13 protein-coding genes are annotated in these 12,273 nt (G+C 60.4%); 8 read left to right on the top strand and 5 right to left on the bottom strand.

What is annotated here, in order from left to right:
* The first annotated feature begins 23 nt into the window (after window positions 1-23).
* Together KVG87_RS07280 and KVG87_RS07275 are read left to right on the top strand one after the other, a co-directional pair.
* On the top strand, window positions 24-455 hold the full coding sequence (locus KVG87_RS07280; RefSeq protein WP_016772308.1) for an OsmC family protein: 432 nt from the start codon (window positions 24-26) through the stop codon (window positions 453-455).
* A gap of 240 nt (window positions 456-695) precedes the next feature.
* Window positions 696-935 (top strand): DUF1161 domain-containing protein, encoded by a 240-nt coding sequence (locus KVG87_RS07275; protein ID WP_076564874.1) that lies wholly within the window; start codon window positions 696-698, stop codon window positions 933-935.
* 4 nt (window positions 936-939) lie between these two features.
* On the opposite strand, the gene KVG87_RS07270 is transcribed toward KVG87_RS07275, so the two are convergent.
* Both KVG87_RS07270 and KVG87_RS07265 read right to left on the bottom strand, forming a co-directional pair.
* Window positions 940-1,359, bottom strand: a complete 420-nt coding sequence (locus tag KVG87_RS07270; protein WP_217849920.1) for a PA0061/PA0062 family lipoprotein — start codon at window positions 1,357-1,359, stop codon at window positions 940-942.
* 40 nt (window positions 1,360-1,399) lie between these two features.
* Window positions 1,400-1,822, bottom strand: a complete 423-nt coding sequence (locus tag KVG87_RS07265; RefSeq protein ID WP_217849919.1) for a PA0061/PA0062 family lipoprotein — start codon at window positions 1,820-1,822, stop codon at window positions 1,400-1,402.
* Window positions 1,823-1,880: 58 nt separating this feature from the next.
* Between KVG87_RS07265 and KVG87_RS07260 the strand changes: the two genes are divergently transcribed.
* Window positions 1,881-2,972, top strand: a complete 1,092-nt coding sequence (locus tag KVG87_RS07260) for an aminopeptidase (RefSeq protein WP_217849918.1) — start codon at window positions 1,881-1,883, stop codon at window positions 2,970-2,972.
* A gap of 39 nt (window positions 2,973-3,011) precedes the next feature.
* Here the strand turns inward: KVG87_RS07260 and KVG87_RS07255 are convergent, their stop codons facing one another.
* Together KVG87_RS07255 and KVG87_RS07250 are read right to left on the bottom strand one after the other, a co-directional pair.
* A complete protein-coding gene (locus KVG87_RS07255; protein ID WP_217849917.1) occupies window positions 3,012-3,662 on the bottom strand; it encodes an HAD family hydrolase in 651 nt (216 codons plus the stop codon).
* Between the two features lie 28 nt (window positions 3,663-3,690).
* Window positions 3,691-4,236, bottom strand: coding sequence for a gamma carbonic anhydrase family protein (locus KVG87_RS07250; RefSeq protein WP_016772314.1), 546 nt, complete (start codon window positions 4,234-4,236; stop codon window positions 3,691-3,693).
* Between the two features lie 89 nt (window positions 4,237-4,325).
* Here KVG87_RS07250 and prlC point away from each other — a divergent pair, with 89 nt between their 5' ends.
* From prlC to KVG87_RS07235, 3 genes are all read left to right on the top strand, one after another.
* A complete protein-coding gene (gene prlC / locus KVG87_RS07245) occupies window positions 4,326-6,377 on the top strand; it encodes an oligopeptidase A (protein ID WP_367616674.1) in 2,052 nt (683 codons plus the stop codon).
* On the top strand, window positions 6,374-6,664 hold the full coding sequence (locus KVG87_RS07240; RefSeq protein ID WP_217849913.1) for a YheV family putative zinc ribbon protein: 291 nt from the start codon (window positions 6,374-6,376) through the stop codon (window positions 6,662-6,664). The genes prlC and KVG87_RS07240 overlap by 4 nt, the downstream gene beginning before the upstream one ends.
* Window positions 6,665-6,776: 112 nt before the next feature.
* Window positions 6,777-8,804 carry a M3 family metallopeptidase gene (locus KVG87_RS07235; protein WP_217849911.1) on the top strand — a complete coding sequence of 676 codons (2,028 nt, stop codon included), beginning with the start codon at window positions 6,777-6,779 and terminating at the stop codon, window positions 8,802-8,804.
* 5 nt (window positions 8,805-8,809) lie between these two features.
* Here the strand turns inward: KVG87_RS07235 and KVG87_RS07230 are convergent, their stop codons facing one another.
* Window positions 8,810-9,457: a phosphatase domain-containing protein gene (locus tag KVG87_RS07230; RefSeq protein WP_217849908.1), complete on the bottom strand. Its 648-nt coding sequence runs from the start codon at window positions 9,455-9,457 to the stop codon at window positions 8,810-8,812.
* Between the two features lie 280 nt (window positions 9,458-9,737).
* Between KVG87_RS07230 and KVG87_RS07225 the strand changes: the two genes are divergently transcribed.
* Window positions 9,738-10,484: a gluconate 2-dehydrogenase subunit 3 family protein gene (locus KVG87_RS07225; RefSeq protein WP_217849907.1), complete on the top strand. Its 747-nt coding sequence runs from the start codon at window positions 9,738-9,740 to the stop codon at window positions 10,482-10,484.
* A gap of 2 nt (window positions 10,485-10,486) precedes the next feature.
* On the top strand, window positions 10,487-12,271 hold the full coding sequence (locus KVG87_RS07220) for a GMC family oxidoreductase (RefSeq protein WP_076564858.1): 1,785 nt from the start codon (window positions 10,487-10,489) through the stop codon (window positions 12,269-12,271).
* The last annotated feature ends 2 nt before the right edge of the window (window positions 12,272-12,273 follow it).

Below are 12,273 nucleotides of genomic sequence, written 5' to 3'. Positions count from 1 at the left end.
GCGCCATATTTGAGGAGGCAGACATGGCTATCGTGAAAAAGGCATCGGCGCATTGGGAAGGCGATCTGAAAACCGGTCTCGGCTCGATCTCCACCGAAACCGGCGTACTGCGCGAAGCGCCGTACGGGTTCAAGGCGCGCTTTGAGGGCGGCAAGGGCACCAACCCGGAAGAACTGATCGGCGCGGCCCACGCCGGCTGCTTCTCCATGGCGTTTTCGATGATTCTCGGTGATGCCGGCCTGAAGGCAGACAGCATCGACACCAACGCTGAAGTCACCCTCGATCAGGTCGACGGCGGCTTCGCAATCACTGCGGTAAAGCTGATTCTCAAGGCGAAGATTCCAGGCGCAACTCAGCAGCAGTTTGAAGAACTGAGCAACAAGGCCAAGGAAGGTTGCCCGGTTTCCAAGGTGCTGAACGCGAAGATCACCCTCGAGGCTTCGCTCGTCAGCTGATTCGGCGTTTGCCGGGCTGACGCCTTCGCGAGCAGGCTCGCTCCCACAGGGGATTTGTGCACGACGCAGATTCAGTGTGGGAAAGAGCCTGCTCGCGAAGGCAGTCTCGAAACCAGCTCAGCGGCCGGCAATTAATACAAGGTGTGAGCAAAGTCAGAACCCGCTCCGCAGAATTGTGGTCGAATAATCGACAGCAGCTTCAGCCCACACCCGTGCGCGCTGCCTCAAGGAGCTTCATCGATGAAACGTATTGGCTTGGCGATCCTTTGCAGTGCACTGGCCACTTCCGCTTTCGCAGCCCCCAAGGACTGCGAAGAGCTCAGAAAGGAAATCGAGATCAAGATTCAGGCGAAAGCGGTGCCAACGTACACCCTTGAAATCATCACGGCGGAAGAGGCGAAGCAGCATGACTCAGCCATGATCGTCGGCATTTGCGAAAACGGTACCAAGCGAATCATTTACCAGAAAAACGGCAACTGACGCGCTAGATGATGCAGTTGAACTCGCGGTCTTCAGCAACGATTTCGCGTTTGGCATTGAACAAACGCGCGCTCGGCGTGAATGCCAGCGAGCGCCCTTCCAGCAGATAACGCTGGCCGGCTTCGAAGTGGTCATAGCGGATCGTCAGATAACACAAACGCTCCACCGGGCCGGTGAGCAGACTGCCACCGCCGCCAAACACTTCGAAGTCGAAACGCACCCGCAGCTCGTGGCTGCCGGGCGTCACCTGAAAGAAGCGCCCGTCGTTCAATCGCTGATTATCGAGACGCTCGGCCATTAGCAACTTGCCGCCGGGGCTTGGCGTGGAGAAGTCGACCCAAGCCATTTGCGGGTCAACCGGGGGCAATGGCGTCTGGCAACCGGCGACTAGGCCGACAACGAGCAACAGCAGCAACGTACGCATGATGGATATCCACAGATCTGAATAGCCAGCATAGCGCCGATCAACTGCTCTGACAGCCCGCCGGTGTGCCCTGGCCGACAACCTTGCGCTGTTCGTCATAAAGCTTGGCCCAAGGCCGGAAGCCGATGCTGCCCGCCTGCAACTGATAGCGCTGGCCGGCGTTGAAATCCTTGAATTTCACACTCATCTGGCAATCGCGCCACAGCGGTTCGGCATTCGGGCCGATGTTGGTGGCCTCGACCGGGAATTGATAGCGCACCTTCAGCTCATGGCTGCCGGGCTGCACTTCGAAATAGCGTTTGTCGATGGCCTGGGTGGCATCGACTTGTACGGCTTGCAGCGCCGTGTCGTGTTGGCGAGCGTCAAGATCGATCCAGGCTTGCGAGGGGTCGGGGTCGGGTATTCCGAATCCGGCACAACCGGCCAGCGTCAGCAGGCCTCCTGTCAGCATCAACATGCGCATAGCGGTGCTCCTTGAGGCGGGATAGTCTTGGGGCAGACTTTCCGGGGAATTTCTTATTTTGATCAGGCCGTTTTCCAGCCTTGGGTTACTTGATCGCGTTTTTCCGATTTTGTTTCCGGGTGTGTTGTTTTTGTTGCTCAACGGTTGCGCCAGCGTCAGCTACTACAGCCAGTTGGCCAGCGGACAATTGCAATTGCTGCGCGCGCGGGAGCCAGTGGAAAAGGTCATTGCCGACCCAAGCCGCGACGCCAGATTGCGCGCGCATCTGACCCAATCGCAAAAGGCCCGTACCTTTGCCAGCGAGCATCTGCATTTGCCGGACAACCAGAGCTATCGTCTGTACGCCGACCTCGGCCGGCCGTTCGTGGTGTGGAACGTGTTCGCCACCGCAGAGTTTTCCCTCACGCCGCAAAATCACTGCTTCCCGATTGCCGGCTGCGTGGCCTATCGCGGCTACTACAGCCAGAGCGCCGCCCGTGGCGAAGCGGCGATTCAGCGATTGCAGGGCATGGACGTGTCGATCGGCGGAGTCGAGGCGTACTCAACGCTCGGCTGGTTCAATGACCCAATCCTCAATTCTATGATGGGCTGGGGCGATGAGCGATTGGCCACGCTGATCTTTCATGAACTGGCGCACCAGAAGTTCTATGTGAAGGACGACACCGAGTTCAACGAGTCATTCGCCACCTTCGTCGAGCAGGAAGGCACGCGGCAGTGGCGCGTATTTCGTGGGCTGCCGGCGGAGTCGGATGCCAGGCTCAAGCAGCGTGATCAGTTCATCGAACTGGTACTCGCCACGCGCTCAAGACTGGAGAAGCTCTATGCGCAGCCTCTGTCGGTTGAGCAAAAGCGTGAGCACAAAGCAGCTGAATTCGAGCGCTTGCGCCGGGAGTATCGGGTAATGCGCGACAGTCAGTGGGCCGGAGACAAGCGCTATGACGCCTGGGTCAATGCGCCGCTGAACAACGCGCGACTGTTGCCGTTCGGGCTGTATGACCAGTGGGTGCCGGCGTTTGCGGCGCTGTTCAGCCAAGTGGGTGGGGATTGGCTGAGGTTTTATGCCGAGGTTGAGCGGTTGGGGCGATTGCCGGTTGATGAGCGCAAGGCGGCTTTGAGGGCCTTGGCAGTTCCTGAGCCCTCCAGCGGCTGAACGGGCCTCATCGCTGGCGAGCCAGCGATAGCCATCTGCTCAGCGCTGCAAAAACGCCTGATGCAACTCGTCCAAGGTTTCAAAGTGATAAGCCGGCGCCTCGGCATTCAACTCTTCAAAACTGCCAAACCCATAGCCCACCGCCGCTGCATCCAGGCCATTGCTGCGCGCGCCGATCAGGTCGTGCTTGCGATCGCCGATCATCAGGGTCTGTGCCGGGTCCAGGCGTTCTTCCTCAAGCAGGTGCGCAATCAGCTCAACCTTGTTGGTCCGCGTGCCGTCCAGCTCGCTGCCGTAGATCACTTTGAAGTGGCGGGCGAAGTCGAAGTGCCGGGCGATCTCGCGGGCGAACACCCACGGTTTGGACGTTGCGATGTACAACTGCCGCCCCTGCGCGCTCAAGGTTTCCAGCAACGGCGTCACTCCGTCGAACACCCGATTCTCGTAGAGGCCGGTGACCTTGAAGCGCTCACGGTAGAAATTCACCGCTTCCCAGGCCCTGGCCTCGTCGAAGTCGTAAAACTGCATGAACGCTTGCAGCAGCGGCGGGCCGATGAAGTGTTCCAGTTTGCTCAGGTCCGGCTCGTCGATGCCGAGATTGGCCAAGGCAAATTGAATTGAGCGGGTGATGCCCTCACGCGGGTCGGTCAGGGTGCCATCGAGGTCGAACAGTACAGTCTGGTAATGCATGGAAATTCCCGAGCAGGTGTAAGGCGATTCAGAGCTGGTCGTAGCCTTCGGCCAGATGCAGGTCCTTGAGCTTGACGTAGTTCGCCGCGCTGTACGTAAAGAAGGCGTTTTCCTTATCGGTCAGCGGGCGCACTTGCTTGACCGGGCTGCCGACATACAGAAAGCCACTCTGCAGGCGCTTGCCCGGCGGCACCAGGCTGCCGGCGCCGATGATCACATCGTCCTCGACCACAGCACCGTCCATGACGATGCTGCCCATGCCGATCAATACGCGGCTGCCCACGGTGCAGCCGTGCAGCATGACCTTGTGGGCGATGGTCACGTCGTCGCCGATCAGCAATGGAAAGCCGTCCGGGTTGAACGGGCCGGCGTGGGTGATGTGCAGCACGCAGCCGTCCTGCACGCTGGTGCGCGCACCGATGCGGATGCGGTGCATGTCGCCACGGATCACCGTCAGCGGCCAGACCGAGCTGTCTGCGCCAATTTCGACGTCGCCGATCACCACCGCCGAACCGTCGACGAATGCGCCGTTGCTCAAGCGGGGGGTGTGATTCTGGTATTTGCGAAGGGACACGATTAGTTCTCTCTCTGTCGCCGATAGCTGCGGTGAGTGTCGATTGTAATTAAGATGGGCGCATGTTTCTTCCAGCCAAGGTGCCAACCGTGAGCGTGAACAACCCTCTTTTGCAGTCCTACGACCTGCCGCCGTTCTCCACGATCCGTGCCGAACACGTCCTGCCCGCCATCGAATCCATCCTCGCGGACAACCGCGCCGCCATCGCCGAAATTCTCAAGACCCAGGGCAAGAACCCTACCTGGGCCGGTCTGGTGCTGGCGATGGACGAACTCAACGATCGTCTCGGTGCGGCATGGAGCCCGGTCAGCCATCTTAATGCCGTGTGCAACAGCGCCGAATTGCGTGAAGCCTACGAGTCGTGCCTGCCGGCCCTGAGCGCCTACTCCACCGAGATGGGCCAGAACCGCGAACTGTTCCAAGCGTATGAAGCGCTGGCCAACAGTCCGGAAGCTGCCAGTTTCGACGTCGCGCAAAAAACCATTCTGGAACACGCCCTGCGCGATTTCCGCCTGTCGGGTATCGACCTGCCGGAAGCCGAGCAGAAACGTTACGCCGAAGTACAGAGCAAGCTGTCCGAGCTCGGCAGCCGCTTCTCCAACCAATTGCTCGACGCCACTCAGGCGTGGACCAAACACATTACCGATGAAGCCGCCCTCGCCGGCCTCACCGATTCGGCCAAGGCGCAGATGGCTGCCGCTGCTCAGGCCAAAGGCCTGGACGGCTGGCTGATCACCCTGGAATTCCCCAGCTATTACGCGGTGATGACCTACGCGCAAGACCGTGCGCTGCGCGAAGAAGTCTACGCCGCGTACTGCACCCGCGCCTCGGATCAAGGCCCGAATGCCGGGCAGAACGACAACGGCCCGGTGATGGAAGAGATCCTCGACCTGCGTCAGGAACTGGCCAGATTGCTGGGCTTCGCCAGTTTCGCCGAACTGAGTCTGGCGACGAAAATGGCCGAATCCAGCGATCAGGTGCTGAGCTTCCTGCGCGATCTGGCCCAGCGCAGCAAGCCGTTCGCCGCGCAGGATCTGCAACAGCTGCGCGCTTACGCTGCCGAACAGGGCTGCGCCGATCTGCAAAGCTGGGACAGTGGTTTCTACGGCGAAAAACTCCGCGAGCAGCGTTACAGCGTCGCTCAGGAAACCCTGCGAGCCTACTTCCCGATCGATAAAGTCCTCAGCGGCCTGTTCGCCATCGTCCAGCGTCTGTACGGCATCGAGATCGCCGAGCAGAAAGGCTTCGACACCTGGCACCCGGACGTCCGCCTGTTCGAGATCAAAGAAAACGGTCAGCACGTCGGCCGCTTCTTTTTCGACTTGTATGCCCGCGCCAACAAGCGTGGCGGCGCATGGATGGACGGCGCCCGCGACCGTCGTCGCACCGTCGACGGTGTGCTGCAAAGCCCAGTCGCCAATCTGGTGTGCAACTTCACTCCGGCCGACAGCGGCAAACCGGCGCTGCTGACCCACGATGAAGTGACCACGCTGTTCCACGAGTTTGGCCATGGCCTGCACCACCTGCTGACCCGCGTTGAACACGCTGGCGTATCCGGCATCAATGGCGTGGCCTGGGACGCGGTCGAGCTGCCGAGCCAGTTCATGGAAAACTGGTGCTGGGAGCCGGAAGGCCTGGCGCTGATTTCCGGCCACTACGAGACCGGCGAGCCACTGCCGCAGGATCTGCTGGAAAAAATGCTCGCGGCGAAGAACTTCCAGTCCGGGCTGATGATGGTGCGTCAGCTGGAGTTTTCGCTGTTCGACTTCGAACTGCATGCCACCCATGGCGATGGCCGCAGCGTGGCTCAAGTGCTCGAGGGCGTGCGTGACGAGGTGTCGGTGATGCGTCCACCGGCTTACAACCGCTTCCCCAACAGCTTTGCGCACATTTTTGCCGGTGGTTACGCAGCCGGTTACTACAGCTACAAGTGGGCCGAAGTGCTGTCCGCCGATGCCTTCTCGAAGTTCGAGGAAGACGGCGTGCTCAACGCCGACACCGGTCGGGCGTTCCGCGAAGCGATTCTGGCGCGCGGCGGCTCGCAGGCACCGATGGTGCTGTTCGTCGACTTCCGTGGCCGTGAGCCGTCGATCGATGCGCTGCTGCGCCACAGCGGCCTGAGTGAGGACGCGGCAGCATGAGCGACGGCCCTTTGATCACCAAGAAGCGCTTTATCGCCGGGGCGGTCTGCCCGGCGTGCAGCGAGCCGGACAAACTGATGATGTGGAACGAAGACGGCGTGCCGCACCGCGAATGCGTGGCTTGCGGTTACTCCGACACCCTCAACGAGCAGGGCCTGTCGGTGCCCAAAGAACTGGGCACCCGGGTCAATACCAGCGCGCTGAAGCCTGCCGCCGACAAAAAGGTCCAGGCCGTGCAGTTCTTCCCCAACCCGAAGCTGAAGAAAAAGTCCGACGAGCAACAATGACAGCTACCGCTACCTGCCGATGATCGTCGGCAAGTGGCGGTATCTATCCACCACCTTGCCCTGCGCTTCCTGATTAGGCTGGCCAATCCAGCCCTCTCTCACGGAAGACGCCATGCCTGACACCAACCCACTCCTGCAACATTGGCAGTTGCCGCCCTGGGCGGCGATACGCGCCGAACATCTGCTGCCAGCAGTCGAGCGCATCGTTGCCGACAACCTGCTGGTTATTGAAAACGTCATCGCCACTCAGGTCGATCATCCCAACTGGGACGACGTGGTAATTGCCATCGATGAAGCCGATGCGCGCCTGGATGAAACCATGGCAATCATCGAATTCCTCTCGATCAGTCATGCCGATGAGCCCCAGTGGTTGATGCAGGAAGCCCTGAGTACGCACGCCGCGCAGCGTTACAAGACTGCGAAGGCCGGCAATCGACAGTTGCTGCAGGTTTATCAACGATTGGCACAGAGCTCCATAGCCGCCAGCTTCAGTGATGCACGTAAAGCCTCGCTGGCGAAAATCCTGCGCCGGTTTCACTTGGCGGGAAGCCAATTGTCGAGTGCGCAGCGCAAGGATCTGGCGCGATTGAACGGCGAAATCGATTTGCTGGAAAAGCGCTTCATGAGCAACCTCAAATCGGTCAACGCTGCATGGAGCAAAGACATCGACGATGCCGCGCTATTGGCGGGACTGCCACCCGAAACGCAGGCGCATATGGCCACCAATGCCAATAAGGCCGGCCTGCCCGGGTGGCGGCTGACCCTGGATCAGAACACTTACCAACAGGTCATGAGGCGGGCACAACACCGCGCACTGCGCGAGGAGTACTTCAAAGCCTGGTGCACCCGCGCTTCGGATCAGGGGCCACACGCCGGTCGCTTCGATAACGGGCCGGTTTTGCAGACGCTGCTGGCCGCACGTCATGCCAAAGCCCGGCTCTTGGGTTTTGACAACTTTGCCCATCTGCGCCTGCACAACCGGATGGCTACCGGCACCGATCAGGTTGGCCGTTTTTTGCGCCAGCAGATCGCCCGCAACGCCGTGTCACTGGCGGGCGAGACCGATGATTTGCAGGCCTTGGCCCGCGAGCACGGGGTTGAACAGCTACAAGCGTGGGATCACGATTTCCTCGCCGAGCAATTACGCCTGAAGCAGTCCGGCGGCACGGAGCAGGACCTGCGCGAGTTCTTCGCGCTGGAAGCCACACTGCACAGCCTCTGCCGTTTCAGCGAGCATATGTTCGATATCAGCATCAGCGAAAATACCGTCCACGAGCGTTTCGCAGAAAATGTGCGCCTGTTCGAAATCAGCGAGCGTCAGCAACCGGTTGGTTACATCTACATCGACCCGTTCCACCGCGACGCGGGCAACGACTATGCCTGGACCGGTGTACTGCGCAATCGACGGATCACCGCCGAAGGCCGACCATTACTGCCGATTGCCTCGCTTCAATGCAATTACACGGCGGCCGCAAACGGGCAACCCTACCTGCTGGATCCGCAGGATCTGCGTGTTCTGCTACACGAATTCGGCCATTGCCTGCATCACGTGCTGACACGTTCGCCGCACTACAACCTGTCCGGCATTTCGCATCTGGGCCGCGACGCTGCCGAGTTTGTCGGGCAACTGTTCGAGAAATGGGCGTTATCCGGGCAATTCCTGCGCTGGCTGGGTACGCACCACAAGAGCGGTGAGCGCCTCTCCGAAGCGCAGACCAATTCCGCGTTTTCCGCCACAGGCATCCAGCGCAGCCGGGAGACGGCAATGCTGTTGCTGAACGCGCTGGTCGACTTCGAACTGCACCGCTGTCACGGTGACGGTCGCACTGTTCAACAAGTGGTGGAGGATGTGCAACGCGAGTTCGCGCACCTGTCCATCCCGGCCTACTGCCGCTTCGCCAACAGCTGCGATTATCTGGTTACCGGTTATGAGGCTTCGCTGTACGCCTACAAATGGTCGGGTGTGCTGGCGAGCGAGGCGTTCAAACGCTTCGAACGTGAAGGTCTGTTCAACGAACAGACGGGCCGCGACATGCGCGAACACCTGCTCTCGGGGGACAGGCAGGCACTGCCCGCCGCACTGCAAGCCTTTCTCGGAAAACCCATCGACAACGCGCTATTTCCTGCGCCAGCCGCTTGAGCTGATCAACGCTGAACGTGCGCCGAGTCGAACCAGCTCTTCATCGAACACATGGCGAATGCACTGGTGCTGCATTCGCCATTGATCAAGGCTTCGTGCAACCGATCGACATCGGCCTGCATCACGTAGCGCACGCTGTCGTGGAAATGCTGACTGTCACCAAAACCGCCCTCGGTCATTTCCTTGAGCGCCTGCTCTTTGCTCCAGCCCTGCACCACCACGCGGTACATCGCTGCCATCAGGCCGGTGCGGTCAGAACCGTGCTTGCAGTGCATGAGCACCGGGCCGTCGGCTTCGGCGGACTGAATCGCGCGCAGAGCCTTGAGCACATCGCTGTCGTCGACGTGGTTGGTGCGATACGGCAGCTGCACTTGCTTGATGCCCGGCGCGGAGAGCCAGTCGCTATCAGCGTCAGGCAGGAAGTTGATTACAGTGACGACATGCAGATCGTTCAACAGCGGCACCGCACTGCGGCTGGGCAAGGCGCTGCGATACAGCGTCGGAGACATGCGGAACAGGTTGAACTGCACCTCGACCGGCTGTGCCCACTCGGCCGGGCGAGATGCCGTGGCGTCGGCCGCCCGGGCGGCAATGCCATGCAACAGTGCAACAAGCGAAAAACATAACGCGGGGAAAAAGCGCACTCGAGACATGCTGGGCTGACCGTTTCGGCAATCTTCATGGGAGGAATTGCAGCTTCGCTTTTGAGCGGTCAACGCGCCGTGAGCCGGTCGTCAAAGAAACGTGAATCGGCGCCTCACCGGGCTTTTTTCCAGGAAAACGGTTTTTCTTGATGCTTAGCCTGCTACCATTTGTCACATGATGTTGCAGACGTGGCGCCCTTTTTCGGGACAGACCCTCGTCATCGCGACGCAAAATTCCTCGAGCTGCTCGCAGAAGCGGCTGACTTCTATGCCTGATGAGGTGCCCCCCATGTCTGATCAAGATCGAGACAACCCGCGGCGTGAGTTCTTGCGCAAATCCCTGACCCTGATTCCGGTGGTCACGCTTGCCGGTACCGGCCTGGGCAGCAGCGTGCTGCAAGCCGCACCTGAAAGCACACCGGCGCCGGCCGCAGCAAAACCGGCCGCTGCTGGCGCCGGTGATTATCAGCCGAGCTTTTTCACCGCTGAAGAATGGGCATTCATCAATGCCGCCGTCGCCCAGTTGATCCCCAACGACGCGCAAGGCCCGGGCGCGCTTGAAGCCGGCGTGCCGGAATACATCGACCGCCAGATGAACACGCCGTACGCCGCCGGTGCCCTGTGGTACATGCAAGGCCCGTTCAATGCCGACGCTGCGCCGGAGATGGGTTGGCAGAGCAAACTGGTGCCCAAAGACATCTATCGCCTCGGCATCGCCGCCACGGAGCAGTGGGTAAAAGGTCTCAGCGGTAAAACATTTGCCGAGCAAGACAGCGCTACCCGAGACGATTTGCTCAAGCAACTTGAAGCTGGCAAGCCGCAGTTCGATGCGGTGCCGGCGAAGATTTTCTTCAATCTGCTGCTGCAAAACACCAAGGAAGGTTTCTTCTGCGACCCGATCCACGGTGGCAATAAAGGCATGGTCGGCTGGACGATGATCGGTTTCCCCGGCGCCCGCGCCGATTTCATGGATTGGGTGGAACGCAACGAGCAATACCCCTTCCCGGCAGTGTCGATTCGCGGAGAGAGGGCGTAAGCATGGCAACGGTAATGAAGAAGGTTGATGCAGTCATCGTCGGTTTCGGCTGGACCGGCGCGATCATGGCCAAAGAGCTGACCGAAGCGGGTCTCAACGTGCTGGCGCTGGAGCGCGGGCCGATGCAGGACACTTACCCCGACGGCAACTATCCACAGGTGATCGACGAACTCACCTACAGCGTGCGGAAAAAGCTCTTTCAGGACATCTCCAAAGAGACGGTGACCATTCGCCACAGCGTCAACGACATCGCCCTGCCCAACCGCCAGTTGGGCGCGTTTTTGCCGGGTAATGGCGTCGGCGGCGCCGGTCTGCACTGGTCGGGCGTGCACTTTCGCGTCGACCCGATCGAGTTGCGTATACGCAGCCACTACGAAGAACGCTACGGCAAAAGCTTCATCCCCAAAGACATGACCATTCAGGATTTCGGCGTCAGCTATGAAGAGCTGGAACCGTTTTTCGACTTCGCGGAAAAAGTCTTCGGCACCTCCGGCCAGGCCTGGACCGTGAAAGGCCAATTGGTCGGCCAGGGCAAGGGCGGCAACCCATACGCGGCGGATCGCTCCAACCCGTTCCCGCTTGAAGCGCAGAAGAACACCGTATCTGCACAGCTGTTCGGCAAAGCGGCCACAGAAGTCGGTTACAAACCCTACAACCTGCCTTCGGCAAATACTTCAGGGCCATACACCAATCCCTACGGCGCACAGATGGGGCCGTGCAATTTCTGCGGTTTCTGCAGCGGCTACGTCTGCTACATGTATTCCAAAGCCTCGCCGAACGTGAACATTCTGCCGGCGCTCAAGCCCCTGCCGAATTTCGAGCTGCGGCCCAACTCCCATGTGCTGCGGGTCAACCTCGACAGCAGCAAGTCCAAAGCCACCGGCGTCACCTACATCGACGGCCAGGGCCGCGAGATCGAGCAGCCGGCGGATCTGGTGATCCTCGGCGCCTTCCAGTTGCACAACGTGCGTCTGATGCTGCTCTCCGGGATCGGCAAACCCTACGATCCGATCAGCGGCGAAGGCGTGGTCGGGCGTAACTTCGCCTACCAGAACATGGCTACTATCAAGGCCTTCTTCGACAAGGACACCCACACCAACAACTTCATTGGCGCTGGCGGCAACGGCGTGGCGGTGGACGACTTCAACGCCGATAACTTCGATCACGGCCCGCACGGCTTCGTCGGCGGTTCGCCGATGTGGGTCAACCAGGCTGGCAGCCGCCCGATTGCCGGTACTTCCAACCCGCCGGGCACACCGGCCTGGGGCAGCGCGTGGAAACGCGCCACCGCCGATTACTACACCCACCAGGTGTCAATGGACGCCCACGGCGCGCATCAGTCCTACCGTGGCAACTACCTCGATCTCGACCCGGTGTACCGCGATGCCTACGGCCTGCCGCTGCTGCGCATGACCTTCGACTGGCAGGAAAACGACATCAAGATGAACCGCTTCATGGTCGAGAAAATGGGCAAGATCGCCCAAGCCATGGGCCCGAAAGCCATTGCGGTGATCGGCAAGCAGGTCGACGACCACTTCAACACCGCCTCGTACCAGACCACCCACCTCAACGGTGGCGCGATCATGGGCACCGATCCGAAGACCAGCGCGCTGAACCGCTATTTGCAGAGCTGGGACGTGCACAACGTTTTCGTCCCGGGCGCCTCGGCGTTCCCGCAGGGCCTGGGCTACAACCCGACCGGGCTGGTGGCGGCGCTGACCTACTGGTCGGCAAAAGCGATCCGCGAGCAGTACCTGAAAAACCCCGGCCCGCTGGTGCAGGCTTAAGG

Origin of the sequence: Pseudomonas siliginis, assembly GCF_019145195.1 — a bacterium.
In the GTDB taxonomy this organism is placed as follows: domain Bacteria; phylum Pseudomonadota; class Gammaproteobacteria; order Pseudomonadales; family Pseudomonadaceae; genus Aquipseudomonas; species Aquipseudomonas siliginis.
Note: the sequence above shows the minus strand (reverse complement) of the source record. Positions and strands in the feature narration are given on the sequence as shown.